Below are 19371 nucleotides of genomic sequence, written 5' to 3' on the forward strand. Positions count from 1 at the left end.
AGCATTTTCCGGGATCTATTGATCCTGTGGGGCGGGCTGCAACGTACGGTCGGCGGACACGCGTTCCAGCGTTGGAAGCTCCGGCATTTCGCCCTCATAGCAGCGGTCAACCCAGATATCGTAGCGCGGATGGTCGAGCGCGTTGAGCGCCGGGCTGGACGCGATCATCCAACCGGAGAATTGTGGCGCGTCCTCTCGCTGGTCCTGAATATGCAGGAAGGCATATCCATCCGGCTTCTCCCCCTCCGCGGGGATCCGGCATGCTTCCAGATCAATGGTTAGCCGCTCGTAATCAACCGTCTGACCGACGGGAACCGCGAAGATGGAGACGGTCCCATTCAACGTATCGAGACCGCGAAGCACGGCACCATCGACGACACGTGACGTGATCTCCCCACGATCTGGTATCACGTCATCGCCAAAGTCGCGCAGCAGATCTTCAAGAATGTCCTGCTCCACCTGCGCCGTGGCTGTCGTGGCCATCAGGCTGATCGCCAGTGTTATCAGGGCTTTACGCATGAAAACCTCAACCTTACATAATCCGCCGTCCACGCGCCCGTTCCGTCACACAAGGCCGGTTCCAGCAAGGCCGTAACCCGGTCAAGGAACGCTGACCGATCCCCCGGAACCTTGTGCAGGACCGGTGCGGCCAACGTCTCTACCCATGCGCGCATTCCGGCCGGAACCGGTGTGGGGCGTGGTATCAATGTGATCGAGGTAACGTCAAAACCACCCTTTTCCAGTGCTGCGCGATATTCTGCGACAGACGGAAAGTACCAGATGTCTTTGAGATCGGCGGTCACACCTTCACGCGCCAATTCCGCGATCAGGGCGGTACGGATCGCGGCAACATTGCCCATGCCACCAAATTCGCCCACAAAGCGGCCGCCCGCTTTCAGTGCCGCATGTACCCCCGCGATCACGGCCTGCGGTTGGGTCATCCAGTGGAGCGCGGCATTGCTGAACACCGCATCGAACTCCGCCCGAAAATCCAGCGCATGCCCGTCAACAACCTGCGCCGTTAGCCCGCGCGCCTGAGCAGCGGCGACCATATCGGCAGACCCATCAACGGCGAGCACATCGGCACCCACCGCCACAATCCGGTCGGTCAGCGCGCCATCACCCGCCCCCAGATCGAGAACACGCTCCCCTGCCCGGGGGGCCAGAAGGTCCAGCACAGGTGCGCCCAGGTCCGAGACAAAGCGCGCATTGGCCGCATAGGCCTCAGCCGACCAATCGTCAGTCATTGGATGAGCCAGCAAAACTCACGAAGAGGTCGAGCAGGCTGACGGAGCCCTGGGTGTTCAGGATTTCATCCCCATCGACAAGCATGAAATCCGACGCGCCCGGCGTGATGCTGACATAGTTGCCGCCGAGCAGACCGTCGGCCAGGATGCGAGCGTCGCTGTCCTCGGGCAATTCCAGATCAGCGCTCACCGTGAACTGCGCTACGGCCTCATAGGTGATCGAATCAAGCGAGATGTCCGAAATGGTGCCAACCTTGACGCCGGCCACACGCACATCGGTTCCCGGGCCAACACCGCTGAGGGAACGGAAGCTGGCGCTGAGCGCGTAGCTGTCTGACGAAACACCGGTGCCCGTCGCACCCGCTGCCACATAGGCGAACCCCGCCGCTGCAGCGAGGACGGCCGCTCCAACCAGGGTTTCTAAGACATTATTGGCCATCACTCTGGCTGCCAGGCCTCATAATCGCCGCGCCGCTGGGGGCGGGTTTCCGGGGTCAGAATCGAGCCGGGCGGGCGATAGGCAAGCGCGGTGCCCGTCATGTTTTCCAGATGCGGCTTTTCCCAATCCTTGCGGGGCAACGGCGCCTCGGTCGGTGGTTGATCGAAGGTGTGGTGCAGCCAACCATGCCATTCGGGGGAGACGCGGGACGCCTCCATATCCCCGTTATACATCACCCAGCGGCGGGCGCCGTCAGAGGTCTGCATGTAAACGTTGCCCTGAGCATCCTCACCCACCTTCTGCCCATTCCGGCGAGACCAGAGGGCAGTGTTCAGGGTGGAGCCGTTCCACCAGGTCAAAAGGCGCAGGATCGGGTTCATGTGCTTCGCTCCGAAGGGCATGTGTTTGCGGGTGTTATGCACCCAATCCGGGTCAGAGGTAAAGTGCGCGTTCGCGACTGAGCCACGCCCAAAATAACCTGCTTGCCCCATATGGCAGCGTGCGCCTACTCGACCCCGGCGCAGGCCATGGCCATGTCGAATGCGGCATCGGACCCGCCGCGTTGCTGGAAGAGAGCACGCGCTTCATCCACGTTACCCCCTGCATCAAAGAAGGCTTGCAAGCCTCTCAGGGCAACATCGTCGGGATGCTGGGCGTAGCTGTCAGTGAACCAAGTGCTGATGGTGCCGTCCGCGCGAAATTCATCAACATAGCCCGAAAGCCATTGATAGCCTTCAGGCGCATCGGCGGGACAGGTCGCGGCGTGTGACGATGCCGCGACGAGGGTGAATCCTGCGATGGCAGCGAATTTGAGTGCGGACAAGGCAACCTCCAAAAAATGGCTCTGTATCTTTGGAAGGGAGCCTAGGATGGTTCCTGGCCCGTTGAAACCAAAATAAGACAATTGATTTTGGCCGCTCAATCAAAGGCGAACGATATGCCACAATAAAAAACGCCCCGACCTTTCGGACGGGGCGATTGTATAAATTGTTCAGATCATCCTAGCCCGCCGTTGCAGGCTCCTGCGCCTTGTCGGAGTAGACGTAGATCGGCTTTCCGTCGCCGTCGATTGCATCGGGGTTCACCACGACCTCCTCGACGCCTTCCAGCGCGGGCAGGTCGAACATTGTGTCGAGCAGAGCCGCTTCGAGGATGGAGCGGAGGCCGCGGGCACCCGTCTTGCGCTCAATGGCCTTCTTGGCGATGGCGCGCAGGGCCTCATCGGTGAAGGTGAGCTTGGCATCCTCCATCTCGAACAGGCGCTGGTACTGTTTGATCAGCGCGTTTTTCGGCTCGGACAGGATGGTCACAAGCGCGTCTTCGTCCAGATCGCGCAACGTGGCGATTACCGGCAGACGACCCACGAATTCTGGGATCAGACCGAATTTCAGCAGGTCTTCCGGCTCCAGATCCATGAAGATGTCGCCGATCCCGCGATCCTCTTCATCCCGCACATCCGCGCCGAAGCCCATGGCAGAGCCACGCCCGCGTTGGGAGATGATCTTGTCGAGGCCGGCAAAGGCGCCACCGCAGATGAACAGGATGTTTGTCGTGTCCACTTGCAGGAATTCCTGTTGCGGATGCTTGCGACCACCCTGCGGTGGAACGGAGGCAACCGTGCCCTCCATGATCTTCAGGAGCGCCTGTTGCACGCCTTCCCCGCTGACGTCGCGGGTGATGGAGGGGTTGTCGGACTTGCGGGAAATCTTGTCGACCTCGTCGATATAGACGATGCCGCGCTGCGCCCGCTCCACATTATATTCAGCCGATTGGAGCAGCTTGAGGATGATGTTCTCCACATCTTCCCCGACATAGCCCGCTTCGGTCAGCGTCGTCGCATCGGCCATTGTGAATGGCACATCGAGGATACGCGCCAGTGTCTGCGCGAGCAGCGTCTTGCCGCAGCCGGTCGGGCCGATCAGCATGATGTTGGATTTCGCAAGCTCCACATCGCCATTCTTGGAGGCGTGGTCGAGACGCTTGTAGTGGTTGTGCACGGCAACGGACAGCACGCGCTTGGCCTGCGCCTGCCCGATCACGTAATCGTCGAGGACGCCGCAAATCTCCTGCGGGCTGGGAACACCATCGGACGATTTCACGAGGCCGGATTTCGTCTCTTCACGGATGATGTCTGTGCAGAGACTCACGCATTCATCACAGATGAACACGGTCGGGCCCGCGATCAGTTTGCGCACCTCATGCTGGCTCTTCCCGCAGAAAGAGCAGTACAGGGTGTTTTTGGATTCACCACCATTAGACTTGGACATCATGCCCTCCTTCCGGTCGGGTTCACGCCCGATCCGTCAACTGGCCTGCATTGGACCGCATGGGTCCGGGAATGACAAGGCGCGCGAAACGATTTTCGCGCGCCCCGTGTCAAATTAGCTCGACAGCGGTTTACGCTTCGTCACCAATCTCGCCGCGTTTCTCGACGATCTTGTCGATCAGGCCCCAATCGAGCGCCTCTTGCGGTTGCATGAAGTTGTCACGCTCCAATGCGGCCTCGACGGTGGCGTAGTCCTGACCGGTATGTTCGACGTAGATCTCGTTGAGTCGCTTCTTGAGATTCTCGGTGTTGCGGGCGTGGATCATAATGTCCGTCGCCTGCCCCTGATAACCGCCGGAGGGCTGATGCACCATGATCTGCGAATTGGGCAGCGAGAAGCGCATGTCCTTCTCGCCCGCCGTCAGCAGCAGCGAGCCCATCGACGCCGCCTGCCCCACACAGAGCGTGGAGACCGCAGGTTTGATGAGCTGCATCGTGTCATAGATCGAAAGACCGGATGTCACCACGCCGCCGGGCGAGTTGATGTACATCTGGATTTCTTTCTTCGGGTTCTCGGATTCAAGCCAGAGCAGCTGTGCCACCACAAGGCTCGACATGCCATCATGGACGGGGCCGGACACGAACACGATCCGCTCTTTGAGCAGTCGTGAAAAAATGTCAAAGGCCCGCTCGCCCCGCGCCGATTGCTCGACGACCATTGGCACAAGGTTCATGTAGGTTTCGATTGGATCGCGCATGTCTCGTGCCTCTTGTTCGGGCCGTGCCGCAGGGCGCGGCCCGGTTTGCAGTCTTCTTGGCCCTTAGGTGTAGTGTTGCGACCGGGGGGCTGCAAGGGGCGCACTGGCAATCGGCCGCGTGCTGTGTGGGCCACAAATCACAAGGCTTGACCGGACACCCCGCAGGCGCGACACCTTGGGCCTTCATAGATTACAGGTTTTCGATGCGCTTGTCCTTGCTGCAATCCGCCCCCACGTCATCGCCAGAGGCGTTTCTGGAGGTTCTTCGAGACGCCGCGACGGAGGCGCGTGAAGGCGGCGCAGACCTGCTCGTGACGCCGGAAATGGCTTTGACCGGCTACACGATCGGGGCCGCGGCTGTGCGCGAATTGGCCGCGCCCTTTGACCGGGCCCATTGGGCCGGAGTGGCGGAGATTGCCGAGGCATGCGGGATCGCTATCGCCGCCGGTGGCCCCGAAGCCCCACGCTATAACGCGGCGGCGCTATTCGATGCCACAGGTGCGCTGCGCATGAGTTATCGCAAGACCCATCTTTACGGCGATGTGGATGCCACCCAATTCGATGCCGGTGAGGCGATCAGCAACGTGATCGAATTCGGCGGTCTGCGCATCGGGTTGGCCATCTGTTTTGACATCGAATTCTCTGAGGTTGCGCGCTGTCTGCGCCGGGCGGGCGCCGATCTGATCCTGGTGCCTACCGCCAACATGAAGCCTTACCAATCTGTCGCGACACGATTGGTGCCAGCACGCGCGCAGGAAAACGGAGTGGCAATCGCCTATGCAAACCCTGTCGGCTTTGATGGCACTTTCGACTATTGCGGGCTCAGCTGTATTTGCGCGGCTGATGGCGATGATCTGGCGCGCGCTGGCGACGACGCCCCTGCCCTGATCTTTGCCGATGTGAACCGGGACGACGTGACGCGGGTCCGCGCCGATCTCGACTATCTCTCCCAGACCCGGACGGAGCTCTACCGATGAGCCCAACAGAAAACTCCGTGACAGCCTTTGGCCCTGATTTCCCCTTCGATTATGAAAGTTGGCTGGGTCACCCGGCAGGTCTGGGCACGATCCCTGAGAAGTTCCATGGCGCGAAAGTTGCCGTCATCGGGGCCGGCATGGCCGGGATCACGGCTGGATATGAACTGATGCGGATGGGGCTGCACCCCGTGTTCTACGATCCGGGGGAGATTGGCGGGCGTCTGCGTTCCCGCCCCTTCACGGGTCAGACTGACATTGTGGCCGAACTGGGCGGCATGCGCTTTCCCGTCTCGTCCCGTGCCTTTTACCACTACATCAACAAACTGGGGCTGGAGACACGGCCTTTCCCGAACCCGCTGACAGAGGCCGCAGGCTCGACCGTCATCGAGATTGAGGGCAACCGGCACTATGCCGAAAGCCTCGATGATCTGCCCGCGCTCTATCGCGAAGTGGCGGAGGCCTATGACGCCGCGCTGGAGGAAGGCGCGCGGTTCAGCGACCTGAAAGCAGCCATAGCGGCCAAGGATGTGGAGCGGATCAAGGCAATCTGGGATCCGCTGGTAAAAGCCTGGGACGAGCGCACATTCTACGATTTTGTGGTGTCATCCGAAGCGTTCCAGAAGCTGAGCTTTCATCACCGCGAGGTGTTCGGTCAGGTGGGCTTTGGCACAGGTGGTTGGGACAGCGATTTTCCCAACTCGATGCTTGAAATCCTTCGGGTTAATCTGACGGAACTCGACGATGCGCAACGTTTCGTCGTGGGCGGGGCGAGCAAGGTACCAAAGGGGCTGTGGGAGCACGCGCCGATTGCTCCGGTGCATTGGCCCCATGGAACGACGCTGAAATCACTCAATGACGGCGCACCGCGCGCGGGTGCCGCCCGCCTGTTCCGCGATGAGAATGATGCATTATGCGTGACTGACAATTGGGGGACGACGCAGCGCTATGCCGCTGTCATCTCCACCTGTCAGAGCTGGCTGATGACCACCGCGATTGAGACGGAGGAGGCTTTGTTCTCGCCAAAGGTGTGGATGGCGCTGGACCGCACCCGTTACATGCAATCGTCCAAGACCTTCGTGATGACGGACCGTGCGTTCTGGCGGGACCGCGACGCGGACGGGCGGGAAGTTATGAGCATGACGCTGACCGACCGCCTGACACGTGGCACCTATCTGCTGGATCAGGGCGAGGGCAAACCGGGCGTGATTTGCCTGACCTATTCCTGGATGACGGATGCACTGAAGATGCTGCCCTTACCCGTTGAAAAGAGGGTGGAATTGGCACTTGGTGCGCTGGAGAAAATCTACCCTGATGTCGATATCCGCTCTCACATCATTGGCGATCCGATCACGGTCAGCTGGGAGGCTGATCCGAATTTCCTAGGTGCATTCAAGGGCGCTTTGCCCGGACATTATCGCTATAACCACCGGATGTATGCGCACTTCATGCAGCGGGGCGCACCTAAGGCCGAAAAGGGCATTTTCCTTGCTGGTGACGATGTCAGCTGGACCCCCGGTTGGGTGGAGGGCGCCGTCAGTACAGCGCTCAACGCCGTGTGGGGCGTGATGGATCATCTGGGCGGGCGCACCGACCGTGTGAACCCCGGTCCCGGAGACATGTGGGACCAGTTGCGTCCCGTGGAATTGGGAGACTGAGCATGACCCGCATAGGCATCATTGGACTGGGGCGGATGGGCACGGCGATGGCCCACCGCTTTGCCGATCAAGGGGCAGACGTGATCGGATGGACGCGGAGCGGGCGCAGAATTGAGGGGGTTAAATCTGCACCCGATCTCTCAACACTGGTCGCGTCCTCGGACATGTTGGTGCTGAGCCTGTTCGATGACACAGCCGTGGCCGAGATGCTGGATGCGCTGCTCGCCGAAGACCTGAGCGGCAAATTGATTGTTGAGACCAGCACCGTGGTGCCAGACGTGCTGCGGGAACGCGAACAGGCGCTCATTGCCGCCGGAGCAAGGGCTGTCGACGCCCCCATATCTGGCGGGCCTGAGCTGGTTTTGGCCGGGCAATGCGGCATTTTCATCGGTGGAGAGGCGCAAACTGTGCAAGAGGCGCAGGCCCGCCTCACCCTTCTGACCGAGCGGATCTTCCATGTCGGTCCACTCGGTGCCGGGCTGGTGATGAAGACGATCAACAATGCGATGATCCAGGCCTATTTCTGCGGCTTGAATGAGCTGTTGCCCTTGGCAAAGCGCGCGGGGCTGTCGCTCGAAACTGCGGCGAACATCCTTGCAAGTGGACCTGCGGGCACACCCATGTTCGCGGATCGGCTGCCCCGGTTGTTGGGAGAGGATGATAGCGTTGGCTGCGCGATTGAGGCGGTCGCGAAAGATGCAGACGTGTTCCGTCGGGTTGTGGAAACCCATGGACTGCCCGCCCCGCTGTTGACGCTGTTTGGCGCGCAGGCCCGAGCTGCTGTGGATGCTGGATTGGGCGGGCTGGATGCCGCGCGCATGGCAACGGCTGCCTATGAGAATGGGGCGCAGGACTAGCCCAGAATTTCGTTCCGCCGTGCGTCTGAAATCCTCAGCGCGCGGGCAATGGGGATGATCACCGCCAGCTCTGAGTCGTCAATTTGGCCGTCGATGCTCGCGATACGCACCGCCTGCCCCAGAATAGCCTCACTGGTCGCCGGATCGAGGCGCATCTTTTCAAGCAGTTTCATATCCTCAAAGAAGTTCTCGGGCTTCACCCGTGCGACCTCCTGAACGATCTCGGCGAGGGGGATCTGGGCGTCGAGCATATGGCGCAGGACGTCCGCGAGCAGCTTGAGCTCTTCCGCATCAAGTTTGCCGTCAGCCTTTGCAACATGGCTCATGACCAGAACGACGGCGCGCAGTCCTGCATCCGCCTGCTCAGCGGCCCGCCGGTTTTCACGGCTTTGACGCCGTGAAGGACGTCTCTCGTGCGGTGGGGCTGTTGGCGTCGGCTTGCGCTTGGCGTTCGGAACCGTTGCCCTGACCCGAACGCCGATCACGATGAGGGCCAGCGCGCCGATGCTGAATGTGCCCCACATCGAGACGATCTTGTCCTGGGCAGGCATTTCCGGCTCATTGGGTAGGCTGTCAGGCAGCAAGCCAACTTTCTTACCCTCAACGACGTCTTCTCGCGTGAACTCGTAATAGGTGTCGCCGGTGCAGCCGTCGTCAGACAATGCGTATCCGTCCATCTCCGCATAGAGCGATACCACGCCCATGATACGGGTGTGGTCAATCAGATGGCAGAGCGACAGTTTGCTTCCCGCGCTGTCGCGATACTCCGTTTCCATCAGGAAGTGCAGTTCCTGCTGACCGCCGCCACCGCCGAAGAACGGGATGCCGCCGCCACGTCTGCGCGCCTCCGCATCGTCGGGCAAAAGCGCCATGGCACAAAGGGTCGCAATAGCGATGGCAGGTTTGAAATACACGGACCGACAACTCCCCGGACAACAGCGTGACGGATGGCAGAGTACCGCGTGAGGCCGGTGCTTGATCCAGAGTGTCAACGCCTCGCAAACCTATGCAAATTCAGCCTGTTGCCTGCCGGTCACGTTGAATGTGCGCTAGCGCACACTCGGCGCACCATAGGTTTCGACAAACCACCTTAAACGCAAAAAGGGCGCCCCGCAGGACGCCCTTCAGATTCGGAAATCAGATCGAAGATTACTCTTCGTCCATATCCTCAATTGCCTTTTGCAGATCTTCCTTGGAGACGGTCTTTTCTTCGACCTTCACCAATTCAAGCATGTAATCGACAACCTTGTCCTCAAACAGAGGCGCGCGGATCTGCTGAAGCGCCTGCTGGTTGGACTGCACGAAGTCGAAGAACGCCTTCTCCTGACCCGGATATTGCTGCGCCTGACGGAAGACCGCCTGCTGCATTTCCTGATCGGAGACGGTGACTTCGTTCTTCTGGCCAACTTCGGCCAGCAGAAGACCCAGCTTCACGCGGCGCTCTGCCAGAGCGTTGTGCTCATCCGTCGGTTCGATCTTCTCGTGATCGTGGCCCTGAACGTCAGGGTTTTCCTCGTGCCACAGCTGGTGCGCGATCTGACCTGCCTCCGCCTCGACCATCGAGGGCGGCAGTTCGAAGGAAACGGCGCCGTCCAGTGCGTCGAGTAGGTTGCGCTTGGTCACAGTGCGGGACGCACCGGCATATTCAGCCGCAAGGCGCTCGCGCAGCTGACCTTTCAGCGCGTCGAGGTCGTCCATGCCGAACTTCGTGGCCAGCTCATCATTGATTTCAGCAGCCTTCGGTTCTGCGACCTGCTTCACATTCACAGTGAACACAGCAGCTTTGCCGGCAAGGTGAGCGGCCTGATATTCCTCAGGGAAGGTGACTTCGACGTCCTTCTCATCGCCTTCCTTCACGCCGACGAGCTGATCCTCAAAGCCGGGGATGAAGGAGTTGGAGCCGAGCACCAGAGGATAATCTTCCGCGGCACCACCTTCGAAGGCTTCGCCGTCGACCTTGCCGAGGAAGTCGATGGTCACCTGATCGCCGTCCTTGGCCTTGGACCCTTTGCGCCGCTTTTCGAAGTTCTGCGTGGATTCGGCGAGATTGGCGAGCGCCTCATCAACGGCGTCGTCCTCAACCTCTGCCACCAGCTTTTCAACAGTCAGGTCGCCATAGGACGGCTCGTTGATTTCGGGGAGCGCTTCGTAGGAGACGGAGACGACAACATCGTCGCCCTCTTTCCAGTTCTCGCCCTTCATCTGCACGTTGGGTTGTGCGGCCGGACGGTCACCGGTTTCTTCGAAATGGGCCTTGAGCGCGTCGTCGATGCCCTCTTGCATCGCTTCACCCATCACGGACTGGCCGAACTGCTTTTTCAGCAGCGCCATCGGGACCTTGCCCTTACGGAAGCCCTTCATCTGCACTTCGGGGCGGGCTGCTTCGAGTTTTTCGTCAACCTTCGCCGCCAGCTCTGCCGCCGTCATGGTGATCTCGTAGCCGCGCTTCAGGCCTTCGTTCTGGGTCTCGGTGACCTGCATGTGTTTACCTCATTCATTGCCCAAAGGGCGCAAATACCTGTTCGTCCTGCTCGATGGTACGGGCGGAGGGACTTGAACCCCCACGCCTTGCGGCACCAGAACCTAAATCTGGCGTGTCTACCAATTCCACCACGCCCGCATCGAGCCTTCCCAGGGTTGCCCCGGAAAATCCGTGCACCGCTTAACAGAGCCGTTCGGGGGACGCTAGGGGGAATTGCCCTCAAGATCGGCGAGGACGGCGGGAAGCTGCTCTGGCAGGTCCTCGGCAATAAGGCCCGGGCCGAATTTAAGGGCGCATTCGGTGTGGAGCCAGGCTGCGGACGCCGCGGCGGCGTGCGGGGTATGCCCCCGCGCCAGCAATCCGGTGATATATCCCGCAAGCACATCGCCGGATCCAGCGGTGGCGAGCCATGGGGCCGCGCGCTCATAGACGGAGGCGTTGACGCTTACCCTGCCATCGGGGTCGGCGATGACAGTGTCGGGGCCTTTGAGCAATATGGTGCAGCCTGCGCGCGACGCAGCCTCCCGCGCGGCGTCGATCTTGGAGTAGGCCGGACCGGTTTCCGGCGGCGCGTCAAGCTTGGCCTTAATGTCGGGGAACAGCCGCCCGAACTCACCCATATGCGGGGTGAGGACACAGCCATTGTGAAGTTGATTGAACAGCGTCTGCGGGTCTTCGGCGAATGCGGTCAGCGCATCGGCGTCCAGAACCGTCGCGCGTCGGGCCGAGAGGGCGGCAGGTACCAGCGCCCTTGCCCGGTCCACCCCCAGGCCCGGGCCAAGGCAAAGCGCATTGATCCGTGTGTCCTTTAAAGCATCAGCAAGGGCGTCCGCATCCCTTACTGATTTGAGCATAATCGCATTCAACTGAGCCGCATTTTCGATCAAAGCCGCAGGCGGCGGTGCAACCGTGACTAACCCTGCCCCGATCCGTAGAGCACCGCGCGCCGCAAGACGGGCGGCACCGCCTTTCCCGACCCCACCAGCAAGGATCAGGGCGTGACCATGGGAATATTTGTGGGGATTATGAATATGCTTAAGGACCCCGGAATCCCGAGTGATGGCCTTAATTCGAATGGGAGACCTCGGGTGCACGTACCAACGGAGAATACGATGCGAGATCCCTATTCTTTTAGTTACCAACTTGAACGTGGAGGCCAACCCTTCGCTTAGGACGTGCCCAACCCTTCGGTTTTCGAATGTAACGGTGAGATCAGCCGGAAAGAAGACCCTAAGCTTAGCGTCTCTTTCTCGAAATCCTGGGTCGCCCAGATACCGCCCAGAGTCCGCGCAAATACCAGAGGCAATATCTATCGCCACCTTGGTGTCAGCAAAGAGAACCGTTTCAAGGGCAGCTTGGGCCAGTTCACTGATGTTTCGATTTAAGCCAGTTCCAAACAGGGCGTCGAAAGCGCAATCGAAGCAGTCAAACTCATCAGCTTGAAATCGACTGATGAGCTCCTGAGTCACCAGCTCAACCTCCGCCATCTCCAACCAGCGCTCCGCATTCACCTTCGCATCGGGCGGTAGTTTCTCGACTTCGCCATAGAGGAATACCTCCACGTCCCAGCCGCGCTCTCGCAGCAGGCGTGCGACCACGAAACCATCACCGCCATTGTTGCCGGGGCCGCACAGCACAACAGCGCGATGCGGTGTAGTCGCAAAATGCGGCCATTCCTCCAGCACCGCCTCCACAACGCCGTGCCCGGCGCGTTCCATAAGCTCCAGCCCGGTGACGCGACCGCTTTCGATTGCGGCCTGTTCGATGGCGCGCATCTGGGCTGCGGTCAGAAGTTCCATAGGATCACCTCAACGATTTGCCCGGAAAACGGTCAACTTGCACAAAATTTACGCAGAAAAGCCGGATTCGACTCCACGCCCTGCGCGACTATCTGCCGATTGGTTGAAGCAACCTGACAGAGTTGTTTTGTAACCCGTGTCGAAACCTGCGGCAAAGAGGAAGCGGGAATGAAAAAGATCGAAGCGATCATCAAGCCCTTCAAGCTCGACGAAGTGAAAGAGGCGCTTCAGGATGTCGGTATCCAAGGCCTCTCGGTCATCGAGGCAAAGGGCTTTGGCCGCCAGAAAGGCCACACAGAGCTCTATCGTGGTGCCGAGTATGTCGTCGACTTTCTGCCCAAAGTGAAGATCGAGGTCGTCGTGGACGACGCATTGGTCGAGCCCGCGATCGAAGCGATCGTGGCAGCCGCCAAGACCGGTAAGATCGGCGACGGCAAGATCTTCGTATCCGATGTGCAGCAGGCGATCCGCATTCGCACCGGCGAAGACGGCACGGAAGCGCTGTAAAGCGCCCTGCCCGGACAAGTATCAAGACCCCAAAAACCAATACGCAACGAGAGGACACATCCAATGAGTGCCAACTCCGATCTGGTAAAAATGATCAAGGACGAGGACATCGACTACGTCGATATCCGTTTCACCGACCCGCGCGGAAAACTGCAGCACGTCACCGTGATGAGCGATCAGGTCGATGAAGACTTCCTCGAAGAAGGCTTCATGTTCGACGGTTCCTCCATCGCTGGCTGGAAAGCGATCAACAACTCCGACATGAAATTGATGCCCGACGCGGCGTCCGCTTATGTCGATCCGTTCTATGCGGAAAAAACGCTCTGCGTGCACTGCTCCATCGTCGAGCCGGACACCGGCGAAGGCTATGAGCGCGACCCGCGTGGCACTGCCGAGCGCGCAGAAGCGTATCTGAAATCCTCCGGCATTGGTGACGACTTCTTCGTCGGCCCCGAGGCAGAGTTCTTCGTCTTCGACGACGTGCGCTATGCCAACACGATGAACAAGGTCTCCTTCGAAGTCGACGCAGTCGACGGCGCTTGGAACACCGACACCGCGTTCGAAATGGGCAACATGGGCCACCGTCCGGGCGTCAAGGGCGGCTACTTCCCGGTCAACCCAATCGACCCGGCGCAAGATCTGCGTTCTGAAATGCTCTCCACCATGAAGCGCATGGGCATGAAGGTCGACAAACACCACCACGAGGTGGCGTCCAACCAGCACGAATTGGGCCTGATCTTCGACAGCCTGACAAAGCAGGGCGACAACCTGCAGAAGTACAAATACGTCATCCACAACGTGGCAGACGCATACGGCAAGTCGGCAACCTTCATGCCGAAGCCGATGGCCGGCGACAACGGCACCGGCATGCACGTGAACATGTCGATCTGGAAGGACGGCAAGCCGCTCTTCGCAGGCGACCAGTATGCCGATCTGTCGATGGAAGCACTCTACTTCATCGGTGGTATCCTGAAGCACGCGAAGGCCCTGAACGCCTTCACGAACCCGTCCACCAACTCCTACAAGCGTCTGATCCCGGGCTTCGAAGCTCCGGTTCTGCGTGCGTATTCCGCATCCAACCGTTCCGGCTGCGTGCGTATTCCGTGGACCGAAAGCCCGAAGGCAAAGCGCGTCGAGGCACGCTTCCCCGATCCGTCCTCCAACCCCTATCTGTGCTTCTCCGCACTGCTGATGGCGGGCCTCGACGGCATCGTGAACAAGATCCACCCCGGCGAAGCCAACGACAAGGATCTCTACGACCTGCCGCCAGAAGAGCTGGCCGAGATCCCAACCGTTTGCGCAAGCCTGCGCGAAGCACTCGACGAGCTGCAGAACGACTACGAGTTCCTGTTGGCCGGCGACGTGTTCACGAAGGATCAGATCGACGCTTACTGCGACCTCAAGTGGGAAGAAGTGTATGCCTACGAGCACACCCCGCACCCGGTCGAGTACCAGCTCTACTACTCCGTCTGATCCAGTCAGATATATCTTTGGAAAGGGCGTCCTGCGGGGCGCCCTTTTTGCTGTTCAGGGTGCTTTGCGCAACTTTGACAGCTCCCGCCGCAAAACCGCACCGCCCTTGTAGTCAAACTCGACCTCTGGCAGCGCATCGAGGGCATTGACCAGCCCTTCCAGCGCCTGGGTGGGCAATGTGGCCACAGGGCTAATCTCTGTTCGGATGGCAAACAGCACGGCGCCCGTGGCGGGCAGCGCGATCAGGCTTTGATGTTCCACCCGAAGGTAAATTTCGCCCGTCCATGCGGGGTACTTCACCTGCCCTTCCCGTTTCGGGTAGTGCAGTTCCGCATCTGGATAAAGCAACCAGTTCGCGCGTCGCAGCGGTCGCTTTGGCCTCAGAGTGTCAAAGAGCCTCGCGACGCGGGCGCCCAGCGTTTCGGCATAGAACGGAACCGGCCCATGTATGGCGTCCAGCCCCCTGCCCATTTTTTGCGACAGCGTCCAGTGGGACGGAAAGCAGAGCATTCCGGCGACAAGCCGCCACTCCGCCCCGGTTTTGACCAGAAGCAGGAGGTCTTCCTGCACCAGGCGGCCAAGCCGCTCCAAGGATGGAAGGTCATTCGGAATGATGACACCGTCCGGGCGGGTGATTGCGTCCGCTCCGAACTCGTAACCAGCGCGCGATTTCAGCCGGTCGAGCACAAACTGCTCAAGATCGTGCAGGGCAGGCTGACCCTCCGGTCTAAGTGCCAGCACATCGTCGCGATGCGCCGCAACCAGACGGTCCCGTTCCGCCATCTGGGCCGCAAAGCAGGCGTCCTGCTGGGGAAACACTTGCAAATCGAAGGGGCGCATGCCAGGGACGCGCGCCATTTGCGGGTCCATCCATGGACAAAACGGTGCCACTGGATGGATCAGCACATTACCGCTCAGGCGGAAAATCGAGGCGATGCACCGACGAGGCGTCGCCTGCCTCTTCACAATCCACGATGAACATCTCCAGCGCCAGATCGAGAGACCGTGCGGTTGCCGGACAATTCAAGCGGGAGGCGCGCGCCCTGAGCAGCCGCAGTTCGGCGTGTAGCTTCCGGCGGGATGGCGAATAGATCGCAGGGTCGAGTGCTTCTTCCAAGCCTTGGGCCTTCATCGGAACACCTCCAAAGATAGGGACAAGATCGACCCTCCGAGGACGCAAGATGGAACGATCACCCCAAAACGACAAGGGCATGACGAAAATACGACAGTTCGCAGCGATTCTCCGGCGCAGCGTGAGAGTCAAAGAAGCTGGGGAGAGACCAATGAACCTGCATTACGCCGATACCCGAAAGATCACTCCTGGCCTGCGGCCCGACGGTTCACCCGCGGATAATGACCGGATGGAGATCGGGCCAACGCCTTTAGCCTTTCAGGAGTGGGCCGATGCGGGGTTGGAGGCACCGAACCTCACCATCATGCGACAGGCACGTCTCGATCGACTTTGTAAGATGCTGCAAGAGCGCGATTATGGCGGCATCCTGATGTTCGATCCACTCAACATCCGCTATGCCTCTGACAGCACGAACATGCAGCTTTGGAACGCTCATAATCCGTTCCGGGCCTGTTTCGTTTCCGCAAGCGGTCACATGATCCTTTGGGATTTCAAGGGGTTGGGCGGACTTTTGACCTCGCATAACCCCTTGATAAAGGAAACGCGCGCTGGCAGCAGCTCGTTTTTCTATTTCTCGAATGGCGATAAGACGAAAGAGCGCGCGATGGCCTTTGCCCAGGAAATCGACGCTGAGATGCGCAAACATGCCGGATCAAACCGACGGCTCGCCGTCGACAAGATCATGGTCCACGGGCTGCGTGCGTTTGAAGCGATCGGCCTTGAGATCATGGAGGGGGAGGAAGTCACCGAGAAGGCCCGCGTCGTCAAATCTCCCGAAGAGATCAAGGCGATGCGTTGTGCAGTGCATGCCTGCGAAACCTCCGTCCGCATCATGGAAGAGGCCGTTGAACCGGGTATGACCGAGGATGATGTCTGGGCGGTCCTGCATGCCGAAAATATCCGCCGCGGAGGGGAGTGGATCGAGACACGGCTCATGGCCTCTGGCCCGCGTACGAATCCCTGGTTTCAGGAATGCGGCCCCCGCGTTCTGCAAGAGGGCGACATTCTGGGCTTCGACACGGACCTGGTGGGCTGCTACGGGCTGTGCACCGACATGAGCCGAACTTGGGTTGTCGGGGATGCGATGCCCACGCAGGAGCAGATCGACACCTACCGCATGTCAGTCGAACATATAGAGACCAACACCAAACTGCTCGGCCCCGGCGTTCCGTTCCGCGAGCTGACGATGGGCGGCCATAAACTGCCGGAGGAATTTGTCCCGCAGCGCTATGGCGCAAAGATGCACGGCGTGGGCCTATGCGATGAATGGCCCCTGATCACCTATCCTGAGGATTGGGAGCGGGGCGTCTTCGATTACGATTGCGAAGAAGGCATGATGTTCTGCGTCGAAATCTACGCGGGCAAGGTCGGCGGCTCGTTCGGCATCAAGCTGGAGGATCAGGTACTTGTGACCGCCGACGGTCACGAGGTTCTGACGAAATATCACTGGGACGAACGGCTGATGGGACGCTAACGCCCCTGCCCCCAGATGATGTAGCCGGTTCACCCTCAGACACGACTGCGTGACCTTATCTATCCCTGTCAGCGGAGCACTGCTTAAGTGTTCCGCAGCAAGATACAGGATCACAGGCAATGAAAACCGAACAAATTACATTCAAAGGACATTCGGGCGAGCCGCTGGCCGCCCGCCTCGACTTACCCGAAGGGCCGCATCTGGCGACAGCACTGTTCGCCCACTGCTTCACCTGCTCGAAAGACATCCCCGCCGCGCGCAGGATCGCCGCACGATTGGCGCAGGCTGGAATCGCGGTGATGCGGTTCGACTTCACCGGATTGGGGCATTCGGCGGGTGAGTTCGAGAACACGCATTTCACGTCGAACGTTGCGGACCTGCATCTGGCCGCAAAGGCTCTCGCCGAAAGGGACATGGCCCCCTCGCTGCTGATCGGCCATTCCCTCGGCGGTGCCGCCGTTCTGGCGGCGGCTGGCGACATTGAGAGTGTGAAAGCGGTCGCGACGATTGGCGCACCATCTGATCCGGCGCATGTCGCCCACAACTTCAAGTCGGAAATCGAAAGCATAGAGCGCAACGGTCAGGCCAAGGTCTCGCTGGGCGGTCGCCCCTTCACGATCAAACGCGGTTTTCTTGACGACATACGCGCCAACAAGCTGGAGCCGCGATTGGCAAAGCTGAAGCGTGCCCTGCTGGTGCTGCATGCCCCCGGTGATGACATCGTCGGGATCGACAATGCCTCAAAGATCTGGCTTGCAGCAAAGCATCCCAAAAGCTTTGTGACACTCGATACCGCCGATCACCTGCTGACACGCGCGTCCGACGCCGAATATGCGGCAGAGGTCATTGCGAGCTGGGCCGGTCGGTATCTCGACCTGAAAACGCCTGCTGCCCCCATTGGCGCACCAGAGGGCGTCACCCGTGTCAGCGAGGCTGATCCAACCGGGTTCCTTCAGGATGTGAATGCCGGTCCAAAGCACCACACCTTGGCCGATGAACCGCTCTCCTATGGCGGAACGGATCAAGGGCTGACCCCCTATCAGTTCCTTGCGGCAGGTCTGGGTGCCTGCACTTCGATGACGATCCGCATGTATGCGCGCAAGAAGGGTTGGCCGCTCAGCCATGTCTCGGTCGACGTGACCCATGACAAGGTTCATGCAAGCGATTGTGAAACCTGCCTGATGCAAGAAGGCCGGATCGACCATCTGCACCGCGCCATTCGGCTGGAAGGAGATCTGGACGATGCGCAACGTGCGCGCCTGTTAGAGATCGCGGATAAATGTCCGGTTCACAAGACGTTAGAAAGCGGTGCTCACGTAACGACGGTGCTGGCAGCCTGACATTGCGCATGGGGCAACCGCGTGCAAGGCTGCCCCATGATCGAAGAACATAGAGTGATGATTGACGGGGCACCCACACGGGTGCTCACGTCCGGACCCACGGATGGGTCGCCGCTGATCCTGTTGCACGGGTTTCCTGAAATGTCTTTGGCGTTCACACCGTTGATGGACGCTTTGAAGTCTTTTCGGTGCATCGCATTTGACCAACGCGGCTTTGGGATCAGTCGCAATCCGGCGCCCGATTTGAAAGGGTTTGCGATGCCCGCCCTGTTGTCCGATCTGCACGCGATCGCGGACGCATTCGAGCTGCGGAGCTTTTCGCTGCTCGGCCACGATTGGGGCGCGGCTGTTGCCTATGCCGCGGCATTTGCCATGCCCGAACGGGTTGAACGGCTGATCGTCATGAATGGCGTTCATCCGGTCTGCTTTCAACGCGCGCTGTCGGCTGGCGGCCCCCAGTCGGAGGCGAGTGCCTATATTGATTGGTTGCGTGCGGACGGGGTTGAGGATGTCTTGCGCGCAGATGGTTTCGCGCGCCTGCTCGGGCTGTTTGCCGCTCATATGGATATGGGTTGGCTGGAGGGCAAAACGCGCGAGATGTACCTGGCGGAGTGGGCGCGCCCCCGTGCATTAGAGGGGATGGTCAGCTGGTATCGCGTCTCACCCGTGGAGGTCGCAGCCCCGGGCCAGCCGCGCCCCCTGCCCGATTGGGCGAAAGCGGATTTGCAGGTGCGCATGCCGCATCTGTTGATTTGGGGGCAGAATGACACTGCACTGCTTCCCGAAGCGACCGAGGGTCTTGAGGGCATTTGCCATGATCTGACCCGAGTAACTCTGCCCGACTGTGATCATTGGCTTCATCACCAACGGCCAGAGGCCGTCGCTGCGGCGATCACAAGCTGGCTTGATCCCTGAGCGCCTTGTCAGGTGACGTTCGGGACCCCATAACCTGCTGAGGCGAATGA

20 protein-coding genes and 1 tRNA gene are annotated in these 19371 nt (G+C 60.0%); 8 read left to right on the forward strand and 13 right to left on the reverse strand.

Going from position 1 to position 19371, the window contains the following annotated elements; all coding sequences use genetic code 11:
• Positions 1-15: 15 nt before the first annotated feature.
• The 7 genes from POI8812_RS08705 to POI8812_RS08735 all read right to left on the reverse strand — a co-directional run bounded on the left by POI8812_RS08705 (position 16) and on the right by POI8812_RS08735 (position 4710).
• Positions 16-519, reverse strand: a complete 504-nt coding sequence (locus tag POI8812_RS08705) for a DUF2155 domain-containing protein (protein ID WP_245895324.1) — start codon at positions 517-519, stop codon at positions 16-18.
• Entirely contained in the window at positions 504-1247 is a 744-nt protein-coding gene (locus tag POI8812_RS08710) for a class I SAM-dependent methyltransferase (protein ID WP_108782159.1), read from the reverse strand. Before POI8812_RS08710 ends, POI8812_RS08705 begins: the two co-directional genes overlap by 16 nt.
• Positions 1240-1686: an outer membrane lipid asymmetry maintenance protein MlaD gene (mlaD, locus tag POI8812_RS08715; protein ID WP_108782160.1), complete on the reverse strand. Its 447-nt coding sequence runs from the start codon at positions 1684-1686 to the stop codon at positions 1240-1242. The genes POI8812_RS08710 and mlaD overlap by 8 nt, the downstream gene beginning before the upstream one ends.
• On the reverse strand, positions 1686-2066 hold the full coding sequence (locus POI8812_RS08720) for an NADH:ubiquinone oxidoreductase subunit NDUFA12 (RefSeq protein ID WP_108782161.1): 381 nt from the start codon (positions 2064-2066) through the stop codon (positions 1686-1688). The genes mlaD and POI8812_RS08720 overlap by 1 nt, the downstream gene beginning before the upstream one ends.
• Before the next feature lie 125 nt (positions 2067-2191).
• On the reverse strand, positions 2192-2509 hold the full coding sequence (locus POI8812_RS08725) for a hypothetical protein (RefSeq protein ID WP_108782162.1): 318 nt from the start codon (positions 2507-2509) through the stop codon (positions 2192-2194).
• A gap of 178 nt (positions 2510-2687) precedes the next feature.
• Entirely contained in the window at positions 2688-3953 is a 1266-nt protein-coding gene (gene clpX / locus POI8812_RS08730) for an ATP-dependent Clp protease ATP-binding subunit ClpX (protein WP_108782527.1), read from the reverse strand.
• Between the two features lie 130 nt (positions 3954-4083).
• Positions 4084-4710 (reverse strand): ATP-dependent Clp protease proteolytic subunit, encoded by a 627-nt coding sequence (locus tag POI8812_RS08735; protein WP_108782163.1) that lies wholly within the window; start codon positions 4708-4710, stop codon positions 4084-4086.
• Between the two features lie 203 nt (positions 4711-4913).
• Here POI8812_RS08735 and POI8812_RS08740 point away from each other — a divergent pair, with 203 nt between their 5' ends.
• The 3 genes from POI8812_RS08740 to POI8812_RS08750 are packed head-to-tail and all read left to right on the forward strand — an operon-like array spanning position 4914 to position 8199.
• Positions 4914-5687: a nitrilase-related carbon-nitrogen hydrolase gene (locus tag POI8812_RS08740; protein ID WP_108782164.1), complete on the forward strand. Its 774-nt coding sequence runs from the start codon at positions 4914-4916 to the stop codon at positions 5685-5687.
• Positions 5684-7342 carry a flavin monoamine oxidase family protein gene (locus POI8812_RS08745; protein WP_108782165.1) on the forward strand — a complete coding sequence of 553 codons (1659 nt, stop codon included), beginning with the start codon at positions 5684-5686 and terminating at the stop codon, positions 7340-7342. The genes POI8812_RS08740 and POI8812_RS08745 overlap by 4 nt, the downstream gene beginning before the upstream one ends.
• A gap of 2 nt (positions 7343-7344) precedes the next feature.
• Complete coding sequence (locus tag POI8812_RS08750; protein WP_108782166.1) at positions 7345-8199, forward strand: NAD(P)-dependent oxidoreductase; 855 nt, start codon at positions 7345-7347, stop codon at positions 8197-8199.
• Here POI8812_RS08750 and POI8812_RS08755 read toward each other — a convergent pair.
• From POI8812_RS08755 to POI8812_RS08770, 4 genes are all read right to left on the reverse strand, one after another.
• The gene (locus tag POI8812_RS08755; RefSeq protein ID WP_108782167.1) at positions 8196-9113 is read right to left on the reverse strand and encodes a tellurite resistance TerB family protein; all 918 of its coding nucleotides are present in this window, start codon (positions 9111-9113) and stop codon (positions 8196-8198) included. The genes POI8812_RS08750 and POI8812_RS08755 overlap by 4 nt on opposite strands.
• A gap of 235 nt (positions 9114-9348) precedes the next feature.
• Positions 9349-10680: a trigger factor gene (gene tig, locus POI8812_RS08760; RefSeq protein ID WP_108782168.1), complete on the reverse strand. Its 1332-nt coding sequence runs from the start codon at positions 10678-10680 to the stop codon at positions 9349-9351.
• 54 nt (positions 10681-10734) lie between these two features.
• Positions 10735-10819: transfer RNA gene (locus POI8812_RS08765), tRNA-Leu, on the reverse strand.
• A gap of 65 nt (positions 10820-10884) precedes the next feature.
• A complete protein-coding gene (locus tag POI8812_RS08770; RefSeq protein ID WP_108782169.1) occupies positions 10885-12480 on the reverse strand; it encodes an NAD(P)H-hydrate dehydratase in 1596 nt (531 codons plus the stop codon).
• Between the two features lie 168 nt (positions 12481-12648).
• Between POI8812_RS08770 and POI8812_RS08775 the strand changes: the two genes are divergently transcribed.
• On the forward strand, positions 12649-12987 hold the full coding sequence (locus POI8812_RS08775; protein WP_108782170.1) for a P-II family nitrogen regulator: 339 nt from the start codon (positions 12649-12651) through the stop codon (positions 12985-12987).
• 63 nt (positions 12988-13050) lie between these two features.
• Complete coding sequence (gene glnA / locus POI8812_RS08780; RefSeq protein ID WP_108782171.1) at positions 13051-14460, forward strand: type I glutamate--ammonia ligase; 1410 nt, start codon at positions 13051-13053, stop codon at positions 14458-14460.
• 54 nt (positions 14461-14514) lie between these two features.
• Here glnA and POI8812_RS08785 read toward each other — a convergent pair whose 3' ends face one another.
• Together POI8812_RS08785 and POI8812_RS08790 are read right to left on the reverse strand one after the other, a co-directional pair.
• Positions 14515-15318: a heme-dependent oxidative N-demethylase family protein gene (locus tag POI8812_RS08785; RefSeq protein WP_245895326.1), complete on the reverse strand. Its 804-nt coding sequence runs from the start codon at positions 15316-15318 to the stop codon at positions 14515-14517.
• A gap of 49 nt (positions 15319-15367) precedes the next feature.
• Positions 15368-15592: a hypothetical protein gene (locus POI8812_RS08790; RefSeq protein ID WP_108782172.1), complete on the reverse strand. Its 225-nt coding sequence runs from the start codon at positions 15590-15592 to the stop codon at positions 15368-15370.
• Between the two features lie 151 nt (positions 15593-15743).
• Here POI8812_RS08790 and dddP point away from each other — a divergent pair, with 151 nt between their 5' ends.
• The 3 genes from dddP (at position 15744) to POI8812_RS08805 (ending at position 19321) form a co-directional block, all read left to right on the forward strand.
• On the forward strand, positions 15744-17066 hold the full coding sequence (gene dddP / locus POI8812_RS08795; RefSeq protein ID WP_108782173.1) for a dimethylsulfonioproprionate lyase DddP: 1323 nt from the start codon (positions 15744-15746) through the stop codon (positions 17064-17066).
• 119 nt (positions 17067-17185) lie between these two features.
• The gene (locus tag POI8812_RS08800; protein ID WP_108782174.1) at positions 17186-18406 is read left to right on the forward strand and encodes a bifunctional alpha/beta hydrolase/OsmC family protein; all 1221 of its coding nucleotides are present in this window, start codon (positions 17186-17188) and stop codon (positions 18404-18406) included.
• Between the two features lie 36 nt (positions 18407-18442).
• Positions 18443-19321: an alpha/beta fold hydrolase gene (locus POI8812_RS08805; RefSeq protein ID WP_108782175.1), complete on the forward strand. Its 879-nt coding sequence runs from the start codon at positions 18443-18445 to the stop codon at positions 19319-19321.
• Positions 19322-19371 lie beyond the last annotated feature (50 nt).

This window comes from Pontivivens insulae (assembly GCF_900302495.1).
Classification (GTDB): domain Bacteria; phylum Pseudomonadota; class Alphaproteobacteria; order Rhodobacterales; family Rhodobacteraceae; genus Pontivivens; species Pontivivens insulae.